Below are 24,315 nucleotides of genomic sequence, written 5' to 3' on the forward strand. Positions count from 1 at the left end.
GGCTGGACGGCCCGGGTGTCGCGGGACCTCGCCAGGCGCCGCCGCGCGGGACCCCGTGGGATCAGGCGGGCAGGCCGACCGCGCGTTCCCGGTTGCGGCGCTGCTGGATGACCACGGCGGCGACCAGCAGGGTGCCCTGGGCGACGTTCTGCCAGAAGGCGTTGATGCCCTGGACGGTGAGGCCGTTCTGCAGCGCGCCGAGCAGCGCGACGGCGAGCAGGGTGCCGCCGATGCCGCCCTTGCCGCCCTTCAGGGCGCAGCCGCCGAGGGCGGCCGCGGTGATCGACTGCAGTTCCAGGCCCTCGCTGCCGGAGACGGGCTGGCCGCTGCCGGTGCGGGCGGTGAGCAGCACGCCCGCGAGGGCGGCGACGGCACCGGAGAGGGCGTAGGCGGCGATCAGGTACTTGTTGAGGTTGATGCCGGCCAGGCGGGCGGCGGTGTCGTTGCCGCCGATCGCGTACACGTTGCGGCCGATGTCGGTGTAGGTGAGCAGCACGTGCACGGCGGCGGCGGTGAGGATCAGCAGCCAGACCATGGTGGGCAGCCCGGCGATCTTGCCCCGGCTGAGGAAGACGAAGACCGGGTCGTTGAGCACGTAGCCCTGGGCCCGGCCGTCCGAGACGAGCTGGGCGACGCCCTTGTAGGCGGCGAGTCCGGCCAGGGTGGCGATGGTCGGGTTGACCCGCCCGTAGACGATCACGACGCCGTTGAACAGGCCGATGCCGGCACCGATGGCGAGGGCCGCGCCGATGCCGAGGTACGGGTTGGCGCCGGTGGAGGTGAAGACCATGGCGCTGGTGACGGAGGCCAGGCCGGCCTGGGAGCCGACCGAGATGTCGAGGCCGCCGCAGATGATCACCACGGTCTGGACCACGGCCAGCAGTCCGGAGATGGTGACGGCCTCGGCGATGACCTGGATGTTGTCCCAGCCGACGAAGTTCGGGTTGAGCCAGCCGAACAGAGCGGTGACGGCGACGAGGGCGCCGATCAGGCTGAGGTTCTGGCCGCCGATCGCGGCGAGCAGCGCACGCAGGCCACCGGAGCGGGCGGGCAGGGCCGCGGTGTCCGGCACCGGCGCGGTCGGGGGAGTGGCGGTGGTCATGCGTCCACCTCGCCGTGCTGGGCGGGGGCACAGGCCCACGCGCGCCTCTCGACGCTTCGCTCGCTTCGCTCGTTCATCGGGTCTCTCCGGTCTGGGCAGGTACGGGTTGGGCGAGGTCGTCGGCCATGGCGAGGGCGAGGACGGCCTCTTCCGTCGCCCGTTCGCGGGGGAGCTCGCCGGTGGTGCGGCCGTTCTGCATCACCACGACCCGGTCGGCGAGGCCGAGCACTTCGGGCAGTTCGGAGGAGATGACCAGCACGGCGGTGCCCTCGCGGGCGAGGTCGGCGATGATCTGGTAGATCTCGGCCTTGGCGCCGATGTCGACGCCGCGGGTGGGTTCGTCCAGGATGAGCAGGTCCGGCCGGCGGGCGAGCCAGCGGGCGAGGACGACCTTCTGCTGGTTGCCGCCGGACAGCGTGCGGACCTCCGCCTCGACGGAGGGCGCGCGGACCCGCAGCCGGTCGGCGTACTCCTGGGCGAGGTCCTTCTCCTGGCGGCGCCTGACGAACCGCCACCGGCTGAGCCGGCGCAGGCTGACCAGCGAGGTGTTGTCGCGGATCGTGCGCTGGAGGAACAGCGCCTGGGACTTGCGCTCCTCGGGGGCCAGGCCGATGCCGGCGGCGATGGCGTCGCGGGGGTTCCGCAGCCGCAGCACCTCGCCGTTGAGGGACACCGTGCCGGAGCGGATCGGGACGTCGCCGGCGAGGGCGAGGGCGAGTTCGGAGCGTCCGGCACCGATCAGGCCGGCCAGGGCGACCACCTCGCCGGCCCGCACCCGCAGGCTGACGTCGTGCACGTCGTCGGTGGTGACGCCCTTGACGTCCAGCACGACGCGGTCGGTGGCGACCTGCTGGCGGACGAACAGCGAGGACAGGTCGCGGCCGACCATCAGCCGGACGAGCTCGGCCTCGTCGGTGGCGGAGGCCTCGACCACACCGGCCACCCGGCCGTCGCGCAGGACGGCGATGCGGTCGGCGAGCCGGAAGATCTCCTTCATCCGGTGGGAGACGTAGACGACCGCGATGCCCTCGTCGCGCAGGCGGCCGATCAGCGCGAACAGGGCCTCGACCTCGTGTTCGGAGAGCGAGGAGGTGGGTTCGTCGAAGGCGATCGCGCGGGGCGGGACGGCGCCGGTCAGCGCCCGCATGATCTCGACCAACTGGCGCTGGGCAGCGGTGAGTTCGGATCCGAGGAGGTCGGGGTCGAGGACCTTGTCGAAGCCGAGGCGGTGGAGGTCGCCGACGATCCGGCGGCGCAGCCCGGCGCGGTCCAGGCGGCGCAGCCGGGTGCGGGGCAGCGCACCGGCGTACACGTTCTCGGCGACCGGTACGTGCGGGATGATCTCGGGTTCCTGCGGGATGATCCGGATCCCGGCGCGGCGGGCGTCCTGCGGCGAGTGGAGGTCGAGCTCCCGACCGTCCAGCAGGACGCGTCCCGCGGTGGGGCGGTGGTCGCCGGTGAGGATCCGCAGCAGGGTGGACTTGCCGGCGCCGTTCTCGCCCATCAGGGCGGTGACCTGCCCGGGCGGGAAGTCGAGGGTGACGTCCGTCAGCGCCTGGACGGCGCCGAAGCGCTTGGACACCGCCTGGGCGTGGAGGCCGGCGGAGCCGCCCGGTGGTGGGTGGGGCGAGGATTCAGGTGGGGTCATCGGGGCCTCGTTGGCGGTGCGGTGGCGGGCGGTGCGAGCGCGGGCGGTGCGGTGGCGGGAGGCGCGGCGGCACGGGGTGCAGGCGCGGGCGGTGCGGGTACGGGCGGCAGGAAACCGCCGTCCGGGTCGGCGGCGGTGCGGCGGGAGCCTCGGCGACCCACCCGCACCACCGGCTCGACGCGGCGCCGGGTGCGGCGTCAGCTGCAGGACACACCCGCGGACTGCCAGGTCGCGGCGTCGACCATCTTGGTCGGGGCGAAGGCCTCCTTGGGGAAGTCCTTGCCGTTCTTGAGCTTGTCGTACATCGTCTGGACCGACAGGGCGCCGACGTCCTTGCCGTTGATGAACAGGGCGGCCTTCATGCCGGAGGGCTTGCCGGAGGCCCAGTCCTTGCACGCCAGGTAGGCGCCCAGGCCGACGCCGTCGATGTCGTCGGGGCTGATCCCGGCGTTCTGGAGGGCGGTGACGGCGCCCTGGACGTTCTCGTCGTTGCAGCCCCACGCCACCCAGTGCTTGACGCCGGGGTTGGCGGTGATGGTGGCGGCCACCTTGTCCTGCGCGCCGGTCGGGGTGTTGTCGGTGGCCACGTCGATGGCCTGCACGCCCGGAACGGCCTGGTCGAAGGCGGCCTTGGCGGCCTTGACCCGGTCACCGCACACGGTGACGTCCTGCTTCCAGGCGGAGAGGACCCGGGTGTCGGCGGCGTTCCAGCCGGCCTTCTTGAACTCCTCCGCGGCGCGCTGGCCGACCTGCTGGCCCATCTGCTGGCCGGAGAAGCCGATCCGGGGCACCAGGTCGCCCGGGGTGCACTGCGCGGGGGCGGGGCCGCTCGCGCAGACCTGGTCGTCGGAGGTGAGCAGGGCGGCCTTGGCGTCCCGGGCGGTCTGCACCACCTGGGGGCCGACGGCCGGGTCCGGCACCACGATGATCAGCCCGTTGCTCTTCTGCGCGATCGCGGCCTGCACCTCGCCGACGGTCTTGTTGGCGTCGTTGCCGAGGTTCACCACCTTGAGGTCGGCGCCCAGCTCGGCGGCCTTGGCCTTGGCGCCCGCGGCCTCGTCGACGAAGTACTGCTGGTCGCCCTGCTTCTGCAGGTAGGTGATGGAGACCTTGCCGGACACCGGGGCCACCGGCGCGTCGGCGCCGGAGGAGGAGGTCTGTCCGGTCGAACAGGCCGTCAGGCCGAAGGCGGCGGCCAGGCTCAGCGCGGCGAGCGGGGCCAGGCGGCCGCGGGGGGAGAGGTGCATGGTGGGGCTCCTGGGGGTGGGGGCCGATCAGCCAGTAGCAACAGAATCGCTCAGAAAGCATCGCAATCAAACGCGACGGAGCAAAGGGAAACGCTCAGTGCAGGCCTGAGTCAAGGTCAGGTTGACCTTCCGGGCGGTTTCGAAACCGTCTCGTTATGCCCGCCGGTCGCGGCCCGTGCGGCGGGGCGCCGATGGTGGGCGCCCCTGCCCATGCGAAACACCCCGGCCCTGGGGGCCGGGGTGCGGGACATGTCCGGATGTTGCGGGCGCCGTCAGCCGGTGGAGGACTCGCGCAGCTCCTCGACGGCGGCCTGGTAGGCATCGGCGGCGCGAGCGAAGTAGTCGAAGAGGACCTCCCGTTGCTCGGGTGAGTAGCCGGCGAGGAGTTCGCCGATCCGCTGCCGGGCGGGAGCCATCGCCTCGTCGAGGGCGGCGGGTCTGCCCACGGGCTCCACGATCACCTTGCGCCGGTCGTCCGGGGACGGGGTGCGCCGCACGTAGCCGGCCGCCTCCAGGCGGTCGATCAGCCGGGTGGTGGGGCCGGTGGTCAGGCCGGTCCGCGCACCCAGCTCGCCCGGCGTCATCGGGCCGCCGAGCTCCAGCACGTTCAGCGCGTACAGGTCGGTCGCGCCCAGTTCGCACGCCTTGGCGCTGGCGTGGCCGTGGAGCATCACGGCGCTCAGGTAGCGGCGGTAGGTCTCACTCGCCCCGGGCGGGGCGGCATGGGTTGACACGGGCACTCCCACTTCCTAGTCTCTTCCTCAACGAAGAGACTTCCTCAGAGAAGATAGATCCTGAGAGAAGCATCTCCATCGTCGAAGCTACCATGGGGGAAATCGATGACCACGCACCAGCCCGCGCCCGCCGACCGCCTCGAGGACTCGGCCGCCGTCGAGGCGCTGCTGCGGCGCAGCGCCGCCGCCTGGGCGGCCGGCGACGGCTCCGCGTACGGGGCCTGCTTCACCGCCGACGCCACCGACATCACCTACGTCGGCACCCTCTACCGCGGCGGAGCCGAGATCGGCCGCGCCCACCAGGCACTGTTCGACAGCTTCCTCAAGGGCACCAGCCTCGACCTCGACCTGGTCGACCTGCGCTTCCACGGCCCCGACACCGCGGTGGCGGTGACCCGCGGCGACGTCCGCAGGAACGGCGCCAAGGCCGGCCGGCCCGGCAAGCTCGCCACCTACACCCTGGTCCGCGAGGCCGACGGCCGGTGGCGGATCGCCGCCGTCCAGAAGACCAGGCGCAAGCCGCTCATGGAGGCCGTGTCCTTCCGCTTCCAGCCCGCCACCCGACCCGCCCAGGACTGACCGCCCCGCCCACCCGGCACCGCCCGACCGCAATGGGAGCAGCCCCATGACCGTCCCACCCGCCGACCAGCGCCCCACGGCGCTGGTCACCGGGGCCGGCGCCGGCATCGGCCGCGCCTTCGCCCGACGCCTCGCCCAGGACGGCTACCGGGTGATCGCCGTCGCCCGCGACCCCGACCGGCTGCGCACGCTCACCGCACGGCTCGGTCCCGGTCACGAGCACCTCGCCGCCGACCTCGCCACCGGCGACGGCGTCCGCCGCACCGCGGAACTGATCGCCGGCACCCGCGTCCACCTGCTGGTCAACAACGCCGGAACCGCCGCCACCGGCCCGTTCACCACCACGCCGCTCGAGCGTGCGCAGGAGATGCTGCAGCTGAACTGCCACGCGCTGACCGCCCTGTCGCACGCCTTCCTCGCCCGGGCCCGCCCGGGCGACGCCCTGCTGAACGTCTCCTCCACCCTGGCCTACGCGCCGAAGCCGGACCTCGCCGTCTACAGCGCCACCAAGGCCTACACCACCAGCCTCACCGAGGCGCTCTGGGCGGCGCACCGCACGTCCGGCATCCGCGTCCTGGCCGTCTGCCCGGGCATGACCGCCACCGACTCCCAGCCCCACCGGGACGCCCCCGCCGCACTCGTGCACACCCCCGACCAGGTCGTCACCGCCGCGCTGCGCGCGCTGCGCCGGGGCGACCGGCCCACGGCCGTCCCCGGCGCCGCCAACCGCCTCTTCGCCCTCGCCGCCCGGATCCTCCCCCGTCGCCGGACCCTCTCCGCGCTCGCCCGCGACTGACCGGCCCCCGGCCACGGCTCCGCGGTCGGGCGCGTGCGAGTCCCGCCGTTGGGCAGATGATGGAGTGCGGCGACGTGCGAGCATCGCCGTGCAGGCGAGGAGGTGGTGCCGGTGCCGCACCGACTGGGACCGTCGGACGTCGCCCTGGCCGCGAGCGGTCTGCTGGACGTCCTCGGCGTCGCGGCCGTCGTCCTCGACGAGGACGGCCGGATCGCGCTGTGGAGCCCCCCGGCCGAGGAGCTCTTCGGCTACTCCTGCGAGGAGGCCCTCGGTCGCTACGCGGCCGACCTGCTCACCGACCCCGACCGGCGCCAACCGGTGCTGGAGGCGTTCACCCGGGTCATGGCGGGGGAGGGCACCTGGGCCGGAGCGTTCCCCGTCCGCCACAAGGACGGGCACACCGTGCTGACGGAGTTCCGCAACATGCGGCTCCAGGCCTCCTCCGGCAACTGGTACGCCCTCGGCATCGCCTCGGCCCGCGAGACGCTGCGCCGGGTGGAACGGGACCTCGCCCTGTCGGCGCGCCTGGTCGAGCAGGCGCCGCTCGGGCTGGCCGTCCTCGACCCCGGCCTGCGCTACGTATTGGTCAACCGCACCCTGGAACGGATCAACGGGGTGCCGGCGGCCGACCACCTGGGCCGCACACCCCACGAGGTGCTGCCCCACCTCGACGTCGCCGCGATCGAGGAGCGGATGCGGCAGGTCCTGGCCACCGGGCAACCGGTGCTGGAGGAGTTCACCACCGGCCGGGTGCCGCACGACGGCGACCGCGAGCACGCCTGGACCTCCTCCTTCTACCGGCTGGAGGACCAGGCCCACCGGGTGATCGGGCTGGCGATCTCGGTCGTGGACGTCACCGAACAGCATCAGGCGGCCCTGGCCGCCGCCCGCGCCCGGCGACGCCTGGCGCTGATCGCCGACGCGTCCATCAGGGTCGGCACGACCCTCGACCTCGCGACCACCGCCCGCGAACTCGCCGACGTCACCGTGCCGGAGGTCGCCGACATCGCCGCCATCGACCTGCTGGACTCCGTGCTGCCCGGCGGGGCGGCGAAGAGCGGCGACGGCGGGTCCGCACGGTTCCGGGCCATGGCCGTCAAGACCGCCCACCCGACGCCCGCCGCCGAGGCCGCCGACCCCGTCGGGGAGGTGACCCGCTACCACCCGCAGCGACTCGTCACCCAGGCCGCCACCGCCCGCCCGGTGCTCGTCCCCCGCATCCGGCCCGAGGACCTGCGGCGGATCGCCCGCGACGACCACGCCGCGCGCCTGCTCCGGGACGCCGGCGTCCACTCCTACCTCGCGGTGCCGCTGATCGCCCGGGGCCGCGTCCTCGGCGTGCTCGACCTCAAACGCAACCGCAACCCCGCCCCCTTCGACCGCGACGACCTCCTGCTCGCCACCGAACTCGCCGCCCGGGCCGCGATCGCCATCGACAACGCCCGCTGGTACCAGCACCAGCGCCGGGCCACCGTCGCCCTGCAACGCCACCTCCTCCCGCCCCAGCACTCGCCGCAGGCACCAGGCCTGGCCATCGCCCACCGCTACCAGCCCGCCGGCGCCGCCGACGAGACCGGCGGGGACTGGTTCGACGTCATCCCCCTGCCGGACGGCCGCACCGCCCTCGTCGTCGGGGACGTCATGGGCTCCGGCATCAACGCCGCCGCCACCATGGGCCAGTTGCGCACCGCCACCCGCGCCCTGGCCCGGCTCGACCCCGACCCGGCCGCACTCCTCACCCACCTCGACGAGACCGCCCACGACCTCGGCGACACCATGGCCACCTGCCTGATCGCCCTCTGCGACCCGGCCGCCCGGCACTGCCGCCTCGCCGGCGCCGGACACCCTCCGCCGGTCCTCGTCCGCCCCGGCCACAACCCGCGCGCCGTCCCCCTGGAGCCCGGCCCACCGCTGGGCGTCGGCGGCCTGCCCTTCCCCGGTCACGACCTCGACCTGCGCCCCGGCGACGACCTCATCCTCTACACCGACGGCCTGATCGAGGTCCGCGACCAGGACATCGACCAGCGGTTGCAGACGCTCGTCGACCTCGTCGCCGGCCCCCGCCGACCGCTGGAGGACACCTGCGACCTGCTGCTCGGCGCGCTCCGGCGGCCCGACACCCAGGACGACGTCGCGCTGCTCATCGCGCGCGTCCTCACCCCCGCCCCGCCCGGCGGCGAGGATCTCCGCGCCGGGTGAGGGCCGCGGCGCGAGCGGCCGCGCCGCGGCTCCGAGCGCGGGGCCGAACGCCCCGCCCTCGGCAGCGGCTGGCAAGCTGGGGGCCGGTCGGGGTGCCGCCGGGCACCCCACGGCGCGGGGGGAGACGTCATGCGCGGTGGTTCCGGGGCCGGGGCTGGAACGGGTGCGCCACCGCCGCCGGTGGACCGGGAGCTGGCCGGCGCGCTCGCGGCCCTCACCGACCGGGACGGGGCGCCCCTCACCCCCGAGGACCTCCCGGCGTGGCAGGAGCGGGACGCCCGGACGCGCCCCCGGCCCGGGGTCGAGGAACTGCGGGCCGGCGGGCGCTTCGAGGTGTGCGAACTGCTCACGCCGGCCACCGGATCGACCCCGCCGGTACGGCTGGTCAGCGCGAGGCCCGCCGGACCCCGGGGGCCGCTGCCCGTCCTCTACTACCTGCACGGCGGCGGGATGGTCTCGGGCAACGCGTGGTCGGTGCTGCCCCGGCTGCTGCGGGAGACGGCCGAGCCGCTGCGGCTGGCCGTCGTCTCCGTCGAGTACCGGCTCGCCCCGGGCGCGCCCTACCCGGCGGCGGTGGAGGACTGCTACGCCGGGCTGCTGTGGGTGGCCGAGCACGCCGACCGGCTGGGCCTGGACGCCGGACGGACCGTGATCGGCGGCAAGAGCGCGGGCGGCGGGCTCGCCGCGGCGCTCGCGCTGCTGACCCGTGACCGCGGCGGCCCGGTGCCGATCGGGCAGCTGCTGCTGAGCCCGATGCTCGACGACCGCAACGACACCTTCTCCGCCCACCAGTTGGCCGGCCACGACACCTGGGACCGCACCTCCAACGCGACGGCCTGGCGGGCCCTGCTCGGCGACCGGTGCGGGGCCCCGGACCTGCCGCCGTACGCGGCCCCCGCCCGGGCCACCGACCTGACGGAGCTGCCTCCGGCCTACATCGAGGTCGGATCGGCCGAGACCTTCCGCGACGAAGCCGTCGGCTACGCCGACGCCCTCTGGCGGGCGGGCGGCGACGCCGAACTGCACGTCTGGCCCGGCGCGTTCCACGGCTTCGACACGGTCGCCCCCGGTGCGGCGCTCAGCCGCGACGCCCGCGACGCCCGCACCCGCTGGCTGCGCCGGGTCCTCGCGGGGCGGTGAGCCGGGTCGGTGACCCGCTCGGAGAGGGGAGGCGCCGGGCCGACGCCGCGCCGGACGCACCCGGGCCCCCGGACCGGCGGAGCGGTCCAGGGGCCCAAGTGCGGTGGGCGGACGGTCAGATGACCGTCTCGGCCTCCACGTAACGCTCCTGCGGGACGGTCTTCAGCTCGGCGACCGCCTCGGCCAGCGGCACCAGGTTGATGTCGGTGCCCTGCAGCGCGGTGATGTGCCCGAAGGCGCCCTTGTGCACGGCCTCGACGGCGTGCCAGCCGAAGCGGGTGGCCAGCACCCGGTCGTAGGCGGTCGGGGTGCCGCCGCGCTGGGTGTGGCCGAGGATCACCGGACGGGCCTCCTTGCCGAGGCGGTGCTCCAGCTCGCGGGAGAGCTGGGTGGCGATGCCGGTGAAGCGCTCGTGGCCGTAGATGTCCTTGGTGCCCTCCTCCCAGTGCATGGTGCCGGGCTCGGGCTTGGCGCCCTCGGCGCACACCACGATGGCGAACTTCTTCTGGCGGTCGAAGCGTTCGCGGACGACGGCGGTGAGCTTCTCGATGTGGAACGGGCGCTCCGGGACGACGATGGCGTGCGCGCCGGCCGCCATGCCCGCGTTCAGCGCGATCCAGCCGGTGTGCCGGCCCATGACCTCGACGACCATGACCCGCTGGTGGGACTCGGCGGTGGTCTTCAGGCGGTCCAGGGCCTCGGTGGCGACCGAGACGGCGGTGTCGAAGCCGAAGGTCACGTCGGTGGCGGCGATGTCGTTGTCGATGGTCTTCGGCACGCCGACGATCGGCAGGCCCGCGTCGCTCATCAGCTTGGCGGCCTTCAGGGTGCCCTCGCCGCCGATCGGGATCACCGCGTCCAGGCCGAGGTCGGAGCAGTACCGCTTGGCCCGTTCGACGCCGTCGCGCAGGTGGCTCGGCTGCACCCGGGAGGAACCGAGGATGGTGCCGCCCTGGGCCAGGATGCCGCTCACCGAGTCCAGGGTCAGGGGGCGGTGGTGGCCCTCCAGGAAACCGCGCCAGCCGTCCTCGAACCCGATGATCTCGTCGCCGTGGTCGACCACCCCCCGGTGGACCACGGAACGGATCACCGCGTTCAGGCCGGGGCAGTCACCGCCGCTGGTCAGCACTCCGATACGCATTAGCTTTGCAACTCCCGAGCAGAACCGAGGAACGGCCGGACTACAGGCTGGGCGACGAGCCGACACCGTACCGAGGCGCACCCACGCCGAGGTGGCGGGGAGGTGGCCGTGGGATGTCGGACCGGCCGATCCGGACAGAACGTCCGAAAACGGCCGTGAAGTCGAGCATACGGCCCCTGGTCCGGCCGGGCAGGAGCCGACGCGGGAGCGGCGCCTTCGGCGCCCCCGCGCGGAATTGCAGCCTGCTGCCGAGGAGGGTGTGCAGCCGGCAGCCCCATTGTCGTACGTCCGGGGCCGCCCGCGGGCCGGGTGACCGCATCGCGGGCACCCGGGCGGGGCGTACGGACGTCCTAGGCGGGGCGCGTCGTGGCGGCGATGCGCTCGGCGCGCAGCGCGTCGTACCAGGTGGTGTCGGCCGGCGGCAGGGCGTTGACGTCCAGCGCCAGCTTGATCAGCATGTCGGCCACGGCGGGGTTGCGGGCCAGCACCGGGCCGTGCAGGTAGGTGCCGAAGACGGTGTCCCGCCAGGCGCCCTCGGTGCCGTCACCGGTGCCGTTGCCCCGGCCGACGCTGACGGTCGCGAACGGCTGGACGCCCTGGCCGAGGTGGGTGATGCCCTGGTGGTTCTCGAACCCGGTCAGCTGCGGCAGGCCGAGCCGCGGGTCCACGTCGGCCAGCACGTCGCCGACGCAGCGGGCGCCGTCGCCGCGCGTGGTCCAGACGTCGAGCAGGCCGAGGCCCGGCTCGCGCTCGCCGAGGTCGTTGATGAACTCGCGGCCCATGATCTGGAAGCCGGCGCAGACGCCGAAGATGATCGCGCCGTTCTCGGCGGCCCGCACCAGGCCGCTGTCGGCGCGCAGCCGCTCGGCGGCCAGGCGCTGGGGGCGGTCCTCGCCGCCGCCGATCAGGTAGATGTCCCCGCTGGTGGGGATCGCCTGGTCGGAGCGGACGTCGATCCGGGTCACGTTGAGATGGCGCTGGCGGGCCCGGCGCTCCACGACCAGGGCGTTGCCCCGGTCGCCGTAGGTGCTGAGCAGGTCCGGGTAGACCCAGACCACGCGCAGGCTGCTCTCACTCATCCTCGAAGGCCTTCCGTCACGAAAAGACTGGTGTGCGGGCGCGGCATCAGCCGGCCACGACCTTCCGCAGCTGCTGGAAGGCGGTGTAGTTGGCGATCGCCTCGATCCGGCCGGGCGGGGCCATCCGGACGGCCTGCTCCAGGGTGTCCACCACGTGGAACTGCAGCCCGGCGACCTCCAGGCGGACGGCCAGGTCCAGCTTGCGCTGGCCCATCACGAAGATCGGGTGGCCGGCCAGGCGCTCGTAGTCGACGTCCCACAGCCAGGAGGTGTCGGTGCCGTCGGCGTCGAGGGCGTTGACGGAGAGGATCACCGGGGCCGGCGGGCCGTCGATCAGCGAGAAGGTCTCCAGCCAGCCGGCCGGGTTCTTCGCCAGCAGCAGCCTTATGTCCCGGCCCTGGTACTGCACCACGTCGTAGCGGCCGGCCACGGCGGTCACCGAGCGCATCCGCTCCAGGGCCACCTGCGGAGCGACGCCGAACACGGCGGCGACGGCGGCCGAGCTGGTGGCGTTGGCCAGGTTGGCGCGGCCGGGCAGCTGCAGCTGGATCGGCCAGGCGCCGCGCTGCGGGTCGATCACGTGGGTGCCCTGGAGCGCCCAGTGCGGGTTGGGGCGCCGGAAGCCGCAGTCCTGGCAGAACCAGTCGTCGCCGGGGCGCTGCATCACACCGCCGCACGCGGGGCAGGACCAGGCGTCCTCCTTCCAGGCCTGTCCGGCGGCCACCCAGACCACCTTCTTGCAGGAGGAGGCGGCCCAGGTCACCAGCGGGTCGTCGGCGTTGGCGATGACCACGGCCTCGGTGTCCTGGAGGCCCTCGCGCCACTTCTCCGCCATCATGCGGGTCTCGGCGGCGCGGTCGAGCTGGTCGCGGGAGAGGTTGAGCAGGGCGATCGCCTTGGGGCGGGTGTCGCGGGCGACCGTCGCCAGGTACTTCTCGTCGACCTCGATGACGCCGAAGCGGGCGTCGCTGCCGCCGGCCAGGGCGGAGGTGATGCCGGCCGGCATGTTGGCGCCCAGGGCGTTGGAGACCACCGGGCCGGCGGCGCGCAGCGCCTCGGCGATCAGGCGGGTGGTGGTGGTCTTGCCGTTGGTCGCGCTGACCAGGACGACGTCGAGGTGGTCGGCGAGGGTGGCGAGCAGATCGGGGTCGAGCCTGAGGGCGACCTTGCCGCCGATCACCGAGCCGCTTCCGCGTCCGGCCTTGCGCGACACGGCGGCGGCGACCCGGCCGGCCGTGACCGCGATCTTGGCGCGGGCCGGCAGCGAGGCGTCGCGTGCGCCTGTGGGCTCCGATTCGGTGCCTGCCATGCTCAGTGGTTCCTCCTTGCTGCGGCACCGCCCGTGGCCGGATAACGGGCCGTCGGGCGGCGGGGACGGGGTCAGCCTACCGACTCCGTCGCCCGACCGGACGATCCGGACCCCGCGCCGCCTGGCGCGACGCGACCGCGGGTCGGCCTGACATGCCGTCAACAAGGGCGGTGTACGGAGCGGCCCCCGTTTCCCGGGAGACGCTCCCCGGCGGTCTCCGGGTTCCCGGGACGTCCGGTAAGGATGTGGTGAAGAAATGATCAGCAGCCCGGAGCGAGGGCCGGTGCGGGGGCGGTCCCGGCGGCCAGCGTGGCGGTGATCACCAGGGTGCCGTCCTCGGCGCGGAAGTCCAGCGGCGCCGGGAGGCGGCGCATCGCGGCGATCAGCCCGGAGTTGGCGGCGTGGGTCACCGCGTACACCGTCCCGATCCCGGCCGCCCGGGCCAGCGCGGTCAGCCGCCGCAGCAGTGCCACCCCCAGTCCGTGCCGCTGCCAGGCGTCCTCGACCAGCACGGCGAGCTCCGCCTCGCCGTCGTCCCACATCAGGTGCCCCAGGGCGAGCAGCCGCCCGTCGGGGGCGCTCACCGCCAGGCTGCGGCCGTGCCGGGCGTCCAGCAGGTGGTCCAGGTAGCGGTCGGCGTCGCGGACCGGACCGTGGTAGCGCAGCCGCAGCGCGGCGGGGGAGCAGCGGCCGTGCATCGCCAGCGCCGCGGCCTTGTCGGCCGGCCCGGCGGGGCGCAGCAGCAGCTCGGTCCCGTCCGGCAGGGACAGCCGGGACACCGCCTCCGCGCCCCGGGTGTCCGGGCGGGACGGAGCCGGGTGCGAGCGGGCCGGCCGGTGCTGACCGCCGCCGGGCGCGGGCGGTCGGGCGGTCTGGCCGGCGGGCGCCGCGACGCACCTGCGGAAGGGCCGGTGCCAGAGCCGTTCGGGGCGAGTGCGTGATGCCGTCATGGGACCGACGCTATCGAGGGCGCGCTTCCGGCCGGTTACGTGATCGTGAACGCACGAATGCCCGCCGCCTGGGCGTCCCCGCGACCGGGACGAGCCCGGCCGGGATCCGGACCGCGGCCTCATGCGGCCGGGACGACGGGCGGCCGACGGTGGAGTCCGTACCCGGCGCTCCTGGCGACCAGGCCGCCGGGGTCCGCACGTCCACGCACCGAAGGCTCCTCCCATGCACAACGCCCACCCCACCCGGTCCGCCTCCGTCTCCGTCCCGCACGCCCGCCGGGCCCCTGCCGGCACCGCGCTCACGGACCTGCTCGACCGGCAGGTGCGAACCCGCCCCGCCGCCGCCGCGGTGATCGGCGAGGGGCGCGACCTCTCCCTGGGCGAGCGCTCCTCGCCCGACCGCTCCCTGCCCCACCTCTCCTTCCGCGAGCTCTCCGAGCAGGCCCGTCGGACGGCCGCGAGGCTCCGCGCGCTCGGCGCCGGGGCGGACGGCTGCGTCGGTCTGTACCTCGACCCCTCCGTCGACCTGGTCGTCGGGGTATGGGGCGTCCTGTACGCCGGGGCCGGCTACCTGCCGCTCTCGCCCGAGTACCCGCAGGACCGGCTCCGCCACATGGTCGAGGACAGCGGCACCCGCATCGTCCTCACCCAGCGGCACCTGCGCGAGCGGCTGGCCGCGCTGGTCCCGCCCGGCACCGAGCTCGTCACCGTCGGGGACGCGCCGGCGGTGCCCGCGCGCCCGCAGGGCGAGGAGCGCGACGCCGGCCCGGAGCCGGACTCCCTGGCCTACGTCATCTACACCTCGGGCAGCACCGGCCGCCCCAAGGGCGTGCAGATCGAGCACCGCGCGGTGGTCTCCCAACTGCGCTGGCTGCAGAACGAGGGGCACCTGGGCCCGGCGGTCACCGTGCTGCAGAAGACGCCGATGAGCTTCGACGCCGCCCAGTGGGAGATCCTCGCCCCGGCCGTCGGCGCCCGGGTGGTGGCCGGCACGCCCGGCCTGTACCGGGATCCGGAGGCGCTGGTCGCGGCCGTCCGCCGGTACGGCGTGACCGCCCTGCAGGCGGTGCCCACCCTGCTGCAGGCCCTCCTGGACACCGAGGGCTTCACCGACTGCACCGGCCTGACCGGTCTTTTCTCCGGCGGTGAGGCGCTCTCGCTGCGGCTGGCCCGCGACCTCGGCGCGGCCCTGCCCGGGGCGTCGCTGGTCAACCTGTACGGGCCGACCGAGTGCACCATCAACGCCACCGCCCACGTGGTCGACCCGGCCGCGCCGGCGGACGGCGCCGGCACGGTGCCGATCGGCCGGCCGGTCGACAACACCCAGTGCTACATCCTGGACGGGCGGTCGGCCCCGGTCGCCCTCGGGGAGGTCGGCGAGCTGTACATCGGCGGGGTGCAGCTGGCCCGCGGCTACCTGCACCGGCCCGAGCTGACCGCCGAGCGTTTCGTCCCCTCCCCGTTCGCGCCGGCCGAGCGGCTGTACCGCACCGGCGACCTGGCGCACTGGAATCCGGACGGCACCATCCAGTTCGTCGGCCGGGCCGACAACCAGGTCAAACTGCGCGGCTACCGGATCGAGTTGGACGAGATCGCCCGCGCGATCGAGGAGCACGGCTGGGTGCGCCGGGCGGCCGCCGTGGTCTCCGACGACGAACGCACCGGCCACCGGGACCTGGTCGCCTGCATCGAGCTCGATCCGCGCGAAGCCGCGCTGATGGACCAGGGCAGCCACGGCGGCCACCACCGGTCCAAGGCCAGCCGGTTGCAGGTCAGGGCGCAGCTGTCGGACCCGGGTGTGCGCGAACCCGCCCGGCTGGCCGGGCGCGAGAAGCTCGCACTGCCCGGCCGGCGGGAGAGCGTGGCCCAGCGCCGCGCGGCCTTCGCCCGCAAGACCTACCGCTTCTACGACGGCGGCCCGGTGACCCGGGACGACCTCACCGCGCTGCTGGCCCCGCGCCCGGCCGGGACCTTCGGCCGCGACCTCGGCCAGCTGAGCCTTCCCGAACTCGGCCGCGTGCTGCGCTGGTTCGGCCAGTTCCACAGCGACCGGCGGCTGCTGCCCAAGTACGCGTACGCCTCGCCCGGCGCGCTGTACGCGACCCAGCTGTACCTGGAGACCGGCGGCCTGGACGGGCTGGCCGCCGGGCTGTACTACCACCACCCGGTCGAGCACGGCCTGGTCCGGATCGGGGACGCGCCGCCGGCGCGGGAGCCGTACCTGACGCTGCACTTCTCCGGCAAGCACGGTGCCATCGCCCCGGTGTACCGGAACAACATCCGTGAGGTGCTGGAGTTCGAGACCGGGCACATGCTCGGCGTCCTCGAGGAGGTGCTGCCCCGCTACGGGCTGGACGTCCGCCCGCTCGGCCACGACCCGGCCGTCAAGCCGCGGCTCGACGTCGCCGAGGAGGACCACTACCTCGGCAGCTTCTCCGTCGTCCGCAACGGCGGCCGGCCCGCCGAGGAGGACACCGAGCTGTACGTCCAGGCCCACGGTGACCGGGTGGAGGGCCTGCCGGGCGGCCTCTACCGGTACGAGCAGGGCGGGTTGACACCGGTCTCGGCCGAGGTGGTGGAGTCCAGGCACGTGATCGCGATCAACCAGGCGGTGTACGCCCGGGCCGCGTTCGGCATCACCGCCGTCAGCCGCTCCCGGCAGGAGTGGCTGGAGTACATCACGCTCGGCACCAAGCTGCACCACCTGCAGCGCAACGGCCTGGGCCTCGGCCTGATGTCCTCGGGCTACAGCTCCAGATCCGGCCATCCGCTGCCCGCTGCGCGCCGGATCGACGAGATCCTCGGCGCCGTCGGCATCGCACCCGGCGCGTCGTACTTCTTCCTCGGCGGGAAGGTGAGCGAGGAGCAGATCCGCAGCGAGGGCATGCGCGAGGACGCCGTCCACATGAAGGGTCCCGCCGAGATCGTCAAGGACGAACTCGCCGCGCTGCTGCCCGACTACATGCTGCCCAACCGGGTGCTGGTGGTGGACGCCCTGCCGCTCACCGCGAACGGCAAGGTCGACCTCAAGGCCCTCGCCGCGTCCGAGGCCGTCCGCGCCGGCGGGGCGCGCGGCGAGTACGTCGCGCCGGGCACCGCGCACGAGCGGTGGCTCGCGGAGGCGTGGGGGAAGGCGCTCGGCTACCGGGAGGGCCAGGAGGTCTCGGTGACGGACGAGTTCTTCGCCGTCGGCGGCGACTCGTTGACCGCGGTGGCCCTGGTCAACCGGATCAACCGGGAGTTCGGGACCTCGCTGCCGTTGCAGGTCGTGTTCGAGTCCCCGAGGCTGGGCGACCTGGCGGCCCGCATCCGACGCGCGGACGACGCGCCCGCTCCGCGGCTGGTCCCGCTGCACCGCGGATCCACCGGGCGGCCCGTCTTCTGCTGGCCCGGCCTGGGCGGCTACCCGATGAACCTGCGGCTGCTCGGCCGGGAGGCGGGCGACGGCCGCGCCTTCTACGGCGTCCAGGCGTACGGCATCAACGAGGGCGAGACGCCGTACCCCACCATCCGGGAGACGGCCGCCGCGGACGTCGCGGAACTGCGGCGGGTGCAGCCGGAGGGCCCGTACACCCTCTGGGGGTACTCCTTCGGCGCCCGGGTCGCCTTCGAGGCCGCCTGGCAGCTGGAGCGGGCCGGCCGGCGGGTCGAGCACCTGGTGCTGATCTGCCCCGGGAACCCCCGGGTCGGCCGGTCCGGCGGGCGGCGCCGCGGACGCGAGGCCTCGTACGCCGACCCCGGGTACCTGACGATCCTCTTCTCGGTGTTCGCCGGGGCGGTCAGCGGGCCGGACCTGGAACGGTGCCTGGCCGAGGTCGCCGACGAGGACGGCTTCGTCGCCCTCGTCCACCGGATGCTGCCGGAGCTGGGCGAGGAGGTGATCCGCCGGATCACCCGGATCGTCGCTGGGACCTACGAGTTCGAGTACGGCTTCCACGAGCTCGCCGAACGGCGGCTGGACGCCCCGGTGACCATCCTCAAGGCGGCCGGCGACGACTACTCGTTCATCGAGGGCAGCACCGGCTACTCGGCCGCCCCGCCGGCCGTGGTCCAGCTGGCCGGGGACCACTACGGCGTGCTGAAGGAGCCCGGCGTGCACGAACTGGCCGCCGCCATCCGGGCGGTGGAGCGGGCGGCACCGTGACGCCCTGACCTGACGGGGACACGCTCACGGATGGCCCAGGGTCCGTGACCCCGGGGAGCCCCTTCGGATAGGGATGGCTCGGCTGTCCGCCGACCCACCTCGACCCGAAGGGGCCCTTCCATGCTCTCCAGGAACTCCACGCTGGCCACGGCCTGTTGCGCCCTGCTGCTGGCCGCACCGATCGCCCTGGCCCAGTCCGCCGCGGCCGCCGGCACCAGCACCGCCAACGGCCCCAAGACGCCCGAGGAGGCCGCCGCCTGCAAGATGGTGACCGGCACCCTGCTCGGCGGCTTCGGCGCCCTGCTGGGCAACGCCGTCTGCGTCGTCCAGCCGTCGACCAACCGCTGACACCGGCGCCCGCCGGTCCGGCGGCGGGGGTCCCTCCTCGGGCCCCCGCCGCCGCCCCTTGCTCCCCCGCGCAGGGGCTCAGGCGATCCGGGTCGGGGTGTCCCGGAGGGTGTGCCCCGTGGCGGTGAGGAGGGTGCTGAGGGCGGCGGGGGTGACGGTGTGCGGAGTGCGGAGGAAGAGCTCGTCGGTGGCGGGGTGGAGCGAGACCAGCGCGATCCGGTGGTCCGCGAGGGTGGTCGGGGTGTGCGCCAGGGCGGTGGTGCGCACCCGCCACAGGGTGGTCGGGGGAGGAGCGTGCGGGGACCACCAGGCGTGCAGGAGAGCGGCGGCGAGCAGCGCGACGGCGGCGGTGGTGAGGACGATCGGGCCGTCGGAGCCGTGGAGGACGACCTTCGCGATCAGGTCGGCGGCGGTGACGGAGAGGAAGGCGGCGGCGAGCTCGACGGTGTCGCGGCGCCAGCGGCGGGCACGGTGGAGGGAGGGCTTCACGTCATCCATGCCCTTCAGCGTGCCCGGCCGGTGTTTCGTGGCCACGACCCCGCCGTGACCTGGTGGTTAAGGTCCCCGCGGAGGTGTTACGGCATCAGCTCGCGGGCCGCGGCCTTCACCTCGGCGAGGAGGAGGCGCAGGTCGTCCTCGGTCGTGGCGGCGTTGAGCAGGCAGGCGCGGAGCATCTCGTGGTCGCCCAGCCGGGCGCCGGTGACGAAGACCCGGCCGCGCCGCTGGACGGCCGGCGCGACCACGCGGTTGAGGGCGTCGCGGGCGGCGGTGTCCAGGCCGGGGGCGCGGTGGCGGAACGCGACGATCGAGGTCTGCACCTCGGCGAGCAGCTCCAACTCGTCGTCCGCCCGCACGAGTTCACCGAGCTGCCGGGCGAGCGCGGTGCACCGGGCGATGTCCCGCGCCAGACCGGAACGGCCGCGGTGGGCGATGGTGGCCCAGACCTTGAGGGCGCGGAACGGGCGGGTCTGCTCGGTGCCGTACTCGGAGAACCAGCCGAGCGAACCGGCCGACTCGTCGCGCAGGTAGGACGGGACGAGGCTGAAGGTGGCGCGCAGCTCCTCGGTGTCGCGGACGAGCGCGCAGCCGCAGTCGACGGGGACGCCCAGCCACTTGTGCGGGTCGAGGGCCAGCGAGTCGGCGCGCTCCAGGCCCGCGTAGCGGTGGGCGATGGCGGGGTCGAGCCGGCCGAAGGCGCCGTACGCACCGTCCACGTGCAGCCAGAGCCGCTGCTCCTCGCACAGGTCGGCGATCGGCTCGAAGGCGTCCACCGCACCGGTGCCGACGGTGCCGGCCGAGGCGACGACCAGGAAGGGCAGCAGTCCGGCGGCGCGGTCCCGCTCGACGGCGGCCCGCAGTTCGGCGGTGTCCAGGCGGCCGTCGGGGCCGGTGGCGACGGTGCGCAGGTGCCGGCTGCCGAGCCCGAGGAGCTCGGCGGCCTTGCGGACGCAGGAGTGGGTCTCCCCGGTGACGTAGCCGACCAGCGGGGGCATCCCGGCCAGGCCCTCCTCGCGGACGTCCCGGCCGGCCAGCCGGGCGGCGCGGTTGCGGGCGGCCGCGAGGCAGACGATGGTCGCCATCGAGGCGCCGGAGGTGAGCAGGCCGCCGCCGGGCGGGTGGGGGAAGTCGACGAGTTCGGCGATCCAGCGGACCACGGCGCGTTCCAGGTGCACGTCGGCGTGGTCGCCGCCGGCCGTGCTGGGGTTCATCGCAGAGGCGGCGAGGGTGGCCAGCACCCCGGCGGGGGCGGGGGCGGAGTTTACCCAGCCGAAGAACCGGGGGTGGCCGTTGCCCATGGGGTAGGGGAGGACGTCCGTCCCGATGGCCTCCAGCAGCGCGGCGAGCGGACGGCCCTCGGCGGGCAGCGGGGCGTCGAGCAGGGCCTGTCGGGCGGCTTCGTCCATCGGTTGCCAGACCGGGCGGGCGGGCAGCCCGGCGAGGTGGTCGGAGACCAGGTCGGCGGCGGTGTGGGCGGCGCTGCGGAAGTCCTCGGTGGTGATGGCGTGCTCCAGGGAGGCCGGGGTGGGACCGGGCCGGGCGCGGCTTCCTCGGCGCACCCTGGTCAGGCGGTGGTCGGGTGATCCTACGCAAAGGGCCCGCGCCGTGCGGCGCGGGCCCTGGTGCCGGGGGATCAGTCCAGCGAACCGGACAGCCCGCCCGCGGAGCGGCAGTAGCCCTGCATCTCCTTGTCGCTGATCTTCGCGCAGAGCCGGCCGGCCGCGCCGCCGTCGGTGTAGTTGACCGTGTAGTAGCTGACCAGCCCCTCCGCGCAGGCCTTGCGCTGCCAGCCGTCGGCCGCCGTGGCGCACTGCTTCGCGGCCCAGTCCTCGCGGTCCAGGTTGTACTTCATGGTGCGCGAGCCGACACCGCGGCTGCAGTCCACCGCCCCGCCGCTGTCCTTGCCGTTGAGGCACCACTTGAGGGCCTGGGCGTAGACCTCGGGGTGGTTCGGGTAGTCGTGCGAGGACAGGTAGAAGGTCGGGGCGTAGAAGAAGCACGCGGACTGGAACAGGGCCGGCTGGTCCTTGCACGGGTACAGCGGGTCCTGGGCGAGCTTGTCGGCGGGCAGGTTCGCCTTGGCCTGCTCGTCCTCCTCGTCCGGGCCGAAGAGCTGCATGAACAGGCCCTCGGAGCAGCGGATCCGGTTCTGGTCGGTGGTGAACTTGTTGCACAGGTCGCGCGCCTTGGCGACGTCCTGCTTGGCGACGAACATCGTGCCGTGGCCGACGCCGTGGATGCAGGGGCCGGTGTTCTTGGGGGCGCAGAGCTTGAGCAGGTCCACCTCGGGCTGGGTGGAGGCGTTCAGCATCTCCTCGACCGCGCCGTGCAGGTAGCCGGCCGCGCAGGTCTCGTGCGGGAAGGAGATGACCTTCTGGAAGTCGGCGTTGTAGCGCTTGACCGCCGCGTGGCCGAGCTCGTGCGCGATCGGGTGGCAGAAGCGCACCGTGTACGGCTTCTCCTTGGTGATCTTGTCGAGGTCGGCGAGGGCGACGCCGGGGTCGGCGGCCTCCATCTCGGCCATCATCTTGTTGCGCAGCGTCGAGCGGGTCCACACCGCGGGGTCACCGGTGGGCGTGGCACTCGCGGCGCCCGCCGCGGCCGGCTGCGCGCCGGGGGCGCTCGCGGTGACGGCCGGGGCCGCGGTGGCCGCCGCGGGCGACCAGTCGGTGACGGCCACCGAGCCGAGGCCCAGGACGCCCAGGAGCACGGCGGTGAGAATCGCGAAGACTCGCGGCTGCATGACGGGATCCCCCGGCGGATCGAGGTGAACGGTTCGCTCCCATCCTGACGGCACGGGGGCGGGAATCCGCGTTTTCGCCCGCCATTCGGGAGGTGTCGGCGACGCTACCGCATGGTGCGACGTCCGGCCGGGCCGGGCCGGTTCCCGATGATCACCCGGACGGGTGCCGGGCCTGGGCGTACAGGTGGACTCCCCAGGGCCCGCGGAAGGGCCGTCACACCGCCCGACCGGGTTCCTGAGCTGAAAGCCGTAAAGCCTGCCCGAATTCGGGCAGGATCTTTGGCTTCGGCGGGCGATGCGGCCTAGAGTCCTCACTCGTGCCGAGCTCACCCCACCCTCACGAAGACCTCCTCGCCCACCTCACCCGGACCAGCCCGCTCGGCCCCCGGGAGGCGGCGCGGGTCGTGGCGGAGGTCCTGGCGTACTTCTCCGAGAGCACGGAGGAGTACGTCCGCCGCCGCCACGGCGAGCTCCAGGCACGCGGCCTGACCAACGAACGGATCTTCGCCCGGCTCGCCGAGGAACTGGGCGCCCGCCGTGTCGCGGCACCGGAGCTGTCGGCCCGCCAGCTGCGCCGGATCGTCTACGGCTGAGCCCGTACCGGCTCGCCCGGGCCGCGCGCGCCCGTAGCAGCTCGCCCGGGCCCGACGTGCCCGTACCGGACCCGCCCGGGCCCGGCCCGCCCGCACCGGACCCGTCCGGCCGTCCCCGACCTCCGCGGGACGGGCCGGCGCACCACCAGACCCCTTCCGAGCACCGACCTTCCCAGAGGAGCCCACCCATGTGCGGAATCGTGGCCTACATCGGCCCCAAGGACGCGACCCCCTTCCTGCTGGAGGGGCTGGCGCGGCTCGAGTACCGGGGCTACGACTCGGCCGGGGTCGCCGTCACCGGACGCACCGGCGGGATCAAGCTCCGCAAGGTCAAGGGCCGGGTCGCCGACCTCGCCGCCGCCGTGCCGGCCCGGTTCAAGGGCACCACCGGCATCGGCCACACCCGCTGGGCCACCCACGGCGTCCCCAGCGACGCCAACGCCCACCCGCACCTGGACGACGCCGGGCGGATCGCCGTCGTCCACAACGGCATCATCGAGAACGCCGACGAGCTGCGCGCCAAGCTGACCGCCGACGGCGCCGAGTTCCGCTCCGAGACCGACACCGAGGTGCTCTCCCACCTGATCGCCGCCCACGCCACCGAGGGCGTCGAGCTGGAGGACGCCGTGCGCGCCGCCCTCGGCAGGGTCGTCGGCACCTACGGCATCGCCGTGCTGGACGCCGACCAGCCGGACCGCATCGTGGTCGCCCGCAACGGCAGCCCGATCGTGCTGGGCATCGGCGAGAAGGAGATGTTCGTCGCCTCCGACGTCTCCGCCCTGGTCCGCTACACCCGCCAGGTCGTGCACCTGGAGGACGGCGAGCTGGCCACCGTCCGGGCCGACGGCTTCCGCACCTTCACCGCCGACGCCCGCACCACCCACCGTCAGCCGTCCACCGTCGACTGGGAGATCGACTCCTACGACACCGGCGGCTACGAGCACTTCCTGCTCAAGGAGATCAACGAGCAGCCCACCTCCGTCGAGCGCACCCTCAGCGGCCGGCTCGACGAGCGCTTCAGCACCGCCCACCTCGGCGGCCTCAACCTGGACGCCAGGGAGCTGCGCGAGATCCGCCGGGTGAAGATCCTCGGCTGCGGATCCGCCTACTACGCGGGCGAGATGGGCGCCCAGCTGATCGAGGAGCTCTCCCGGATCCCCGCGCACAGCGAGCCGGCCTCGGAGTTCCGCTACCGCAACCCGGTGATCGAGGCGGACACCCTGTACGTCGCGGTCAGCCAGTCCGGCGAGACCTACGACACGCTCGCCGCCGTCCAGGAGATCAAGCGCAAGGGCGGCCGGGTGCTCGGCGTCGTCAACACCGTGGGCAGCGCCATCGCCCGCGAGTGCGACGGCGGCATCTACCTGCACGCCGGCCCCGAGGTGTCCGTCGCCTCCACCAAGGCGTTCACCTCCACCGTGGTCGCCTTCGCCCTGCTGGCCCTGCACTTCGGCCGCATCCACGACCTCTCGCCGGCCGACGGCCGCCGGATCGTCTCGGCCCTCCAGGCCCTGCCGGACCAGATCCGCGAGATCCTCGCCCAGGGCGACGCCATCGCCGAACTGGCCGCCCGGTACGCCGACTCCACCGGCATGATGTTCATCGGCCGGGTCCGCGGCTACCCGGTGGCCCGCGAGGGCGCGCAGAAGCTCAAGGAGATCTCCTACGTCCACGCCGAGGCCTACCCGGCGAGCGAGCTCAAGCACGGCCCGCTGGCCCTGATCAGCCCCGAACTGCCCACCGTGGCACTGGTCCCGGACGACGAGCTGCTCGACAAGAACCTCACCACGCTCGGTGAGATCAAGGCCCGGCACGGCCGCGTCCTCGCCGTCGCCCACCGCCGCCCCGAGGAGCGGCTCGCCGACCACTGCATCCTGGTGCCCAAGAGCGAGCCGGAGTTGGACCCGCTGCTGCTCAACATCCCGCTGCAGCTGCTGGCCTACCACGCGGCCGTCGCCCTCGGGCGCGACGTGGACAAGCCGCGCAACCTGGCGAAGAGCGTGACGGTGGAGTAGCCCACCGCCGTCCATCGGCCCCCGGGCCCCGGTCGCCGTGCGGACGACCG

At 74.1% G+C, this 24,315-nt stretch carries 19 protein-coding genes; 8 read left to right on the plus strand and 11 right to left on the minus strand.

Annotated elements, in window-relative coordinates; translation table 11 throughout:
• Positions 1–61: 61 nt before the first annotated feature.
• The 4 genes from ABT247_RS17255 to ABT247_RS17270 all read right to left on the minus strand — a co-directional run bounded on the left by ABT247_RS17255 (position 62) and on the right by ABT247_RS17270 (position 4,731).
• Positions 62–1,102 carry an ABC transporter permease gene (locus ABT247_RS17255; RefSeq protein ID WP_350743625.1) on the minus strand — a complete coding sequence of 347 codons (1,041 nt, stop codon included), beginning with the start codon at positions 1,100–1,102 and terminating at the stop codon, positions 62–64.
• 73 nt (positions 1,103–1,175) lie between these two features.
• On the minus strand, positions 1,176–2,750 hold the full coding sequence (locus ABT247_RS17260) for a sugar ABC transporter ATP-binding protein (RefSeq protein ID WP_350743626.1): 1,575 nt from the start codon (positions 2,748–2,750) through the stop codon (positions 1,176–1,178).
• A 197-nt stretch (positions 2,751–2,947) separates the two neighbouring features.
• On the minus strand, positions 2,948–3,997 hold the full coding sequence (locus ABT247_RS17265) for a substrate-binding domain-containing protein (protein ID WP_350743627.1): 1,050 nt from the start codon (positions 3,995–3,997) through the stop codon (positions 2,948–2,950).
• A gap of 272 nt (positions 3,998–4,269) precedes the next feature.
• Positions 4,270–4,731, minus strand: coding sequence for a MarR family winged helix-turn-helix transcriptional regulator (locus tag ABT247_RS17270; protein WP_502892459.1), 462 nt, complete (start codon positions 4,729–4,731; stop codon positions 4,270–4,272).
• 105 nt (positions 4,732–4,836) lie between these two features.
• Between ABT247_RS17270 and ABT247_RS17275 the strand changes: the two genes are divergently transcribed.
• The 4 genes from ABT247_RS17275 (at position 4,837) to ABT247_RS17290 (ending at position 9,445) form a co-directional block, all read left to right on the plus strand.
• Positions 4,837–5,310, plus strand: coding sequence for an SgcJ/EcaC family oxidoreductase (locus tag ABT247_RS17275; RefSeq protein WP_350743628.1), 474 nt, complete (start codon positions 4,837–4,839; stop codon positions 5,308–5,310).
• A gap of 46 nt (positions 5,311–5,356) precedes the next feature.
• Positions 5,357–6,106 carry an SDR family NAD(P)-dependent oxidoreductase gene (locus ABT247_RS17280; RefSeq protein WP_350743629.1) on the plus strand — a complete coding sequence of 250 codons (750 nt, stop codon included), beginning with the start codon at positions 5,357–5,359 and terminating at the stop codon, positions 6,104–6,106.
• Between the two features lie 111 nt (positions 6,107–6,217).
• Positions 6,218–8,305: a SpoIIE family protein phosphatase gene (locus ABT247_RS17285; protein WP_350743630.1), complete on the plus strand. Its 2,088-nt coding sequence runs from the start codon at positions 6,218–6,220 to the stop codon at positions 8,303–8,305.
• A gap of 129 nt (positions 8,306–8,434) precedes the next feature.
• On the plus strand, positions 8,435–9,445 hold the full coding sequence (locus tag ABT247_RS17290) for an alpha/beta hydrolase (protein WP_350743631.1): 1,011 nt from the start codon (positions 8,435–8,437) through the stop codon (positions 9,443–9,445).
• A gap of 115 nt (positions 9,446–9,560) precedes the next feature.
• Here ABT247_RS17290 and ABT247_RS17295 read toward each other — a convergent pair whose 3' ends face one another.
• From ABT247_RS17295 to ABT247_RS17310, 4 genes are all read right to left on the minus strand, one after another.
• A complete protein-coding gene (locus ABT247_RS17295; protein ID WP_350743632.1) occupies positions 9,561–10,586 on the minus strand; it encodes a 6-phosphofructokinase in 1,026 nt (341 codons plus the stop codon).
• A 350-nt stretch (positions 10,587–10,936) separates the two neighbouring features.
• On the minus strand, positions 10,937–11,665 hold the full coding sequence (locus ABT247_RS17300) for a type 1 glutamine amidotransferase (protein ID WP_350743633.1): 729 nt from the start codon (positions 11,663–11,665) through the stop codon (positions 10,937–10,939).
• Between the two features lie 46 nt (positions 11,666–11,711).
• Complete coding sequence (locus ABT247_RS17305) at positions 11,712–12,974, minus strand: MurT ligase domain-containing protein (RefSeq protein WP_350743634.1); 1,263 nt, start codon at positions 12,972–12,974, stop codon at positions 11,712–11,714.
• A 260-nt stretch (positions 12,975–13,234) separates the two neighbouring features.
• Positions 13,235–13,924, minus strand: coding sequence for a GNAT family N-acetyltransferase (locus ABT247_RS17310; RefSeq protein ID WP_350743635.1), 690 nt, complete (start codon positions 13,922–13,924; stop codon positions 13,235–13,237).
• A gap of 223 nt (positions 13,925–14,147) precedes the next feature.
• Here ABT247_RS17310 and ABT247_RS17315 point away from each other — a divergent pair, with 223 nt between their 5' ends.
• Both ABT247_RS17315 and ABT247_RS17320 read left to right on the plus strand, forming a co-directional pair.
• Positions 14,148–18,068: a non-ribosomal peptide synthetase family protein gene (locus ABT247_RS17315; protein ID WP_350743636.1), complete on the plus strand. Its 3,921-nt coding sequence runs from the start codon at positions 14,148–14,150 to the stop codon at positions 18,066–18,068.
• A 120-nt stretch (positions 18,069–18,188) separates the two neighbouring features.
• Complete coding sequence (locus ABT247_RS17320) at positions 18,189–18,416, plus strand: hypothetical protein (RefSeq protein WP_350743637.1); 228 nt, start codon at positions 18,189–18,191, stop codon at positions 18,414–18,416.
• 78 nt (positions 18,417–18,494) lie between these two features.
• Here ABT247_RS17320 and ABT247_RS17325 read toward each other — a convergent pair whose 3' ends face one another.
• The 3 genes from ABT247_RS17325 to ABT247_RS17335 form a co-directional block, all read right to left on the minus strand.
• A complete protein-coding gene (locus ABT247_RS17325; protein WP_350743638.1) occupies positions 18,495–18,914 on the minus strand; it encodes a hypothetical protein in 420 nt (139 codons plus the stop codon).
• A gap of 77 nt (positions 18,915–18,991) precedes the next feature.
• Positions 18,992–20,473 (minus strand): pyridoxal phosphate-dependent decarboxylase family protein, encoded by a 1,482-nt coding sequence (locus tag ABT247_RS17330; protein WP_350743639.1) that lies wholly within the window; start codon positions 20,471–20,473, stop codon positions 18,992–18,994.
• 74 nt (positions 20,474–20,547) lie between these two features.
• Complete coding sequence (locus ABT247_RS17335) at positions 20,548–21,657, minus strand: hypothetical protein (protein WP_350743640.1); 1,110 nt, start codon at positions 21,655–21,657, stop codon at positions 20,548–20,550.
• A gap of 317 nt (positions 21,658–21,974) precedes the next feature.
• Between ABT247_RS17335 and ABT247_RS17340 the strand changes: the two genes are divergently transcribed.
• Positions 21,975–22,250: a hypothetical protein gene (locus ABT247_RS17340; protein ID WP_350743641.1), complete on the plus strand. Its 276-nt coding sequence runs from the start codon at positions 21,975–21,977 to the stop codon at positions 22,248–22,250.
• 188 nt (positions 22,251–22,438) lie between these two features.
• Positions 22,439–24,265, plus strand: coding sequence for a glutamine--fructose-6-phosphate transaminase (isomerizing) (gene glmS / locus ABT247_RS17345; RefSeq protein WP_350743642.1), 1,827 nt, complete (start codon positions 22,439–22,441; stop codon positions 24,263–24,265).
• Positions 24,266–24,315: the final 50 nt, after the last annotated feature.

Source organism: Kitasatospora sp. NPDC001539 (assembly GCF_040298565.1).
Lineage (GTDB): Bacteria > Actinomycetota > Actinomycetes > Streptomycetales > Streptomycetaceae > Kitasatospora.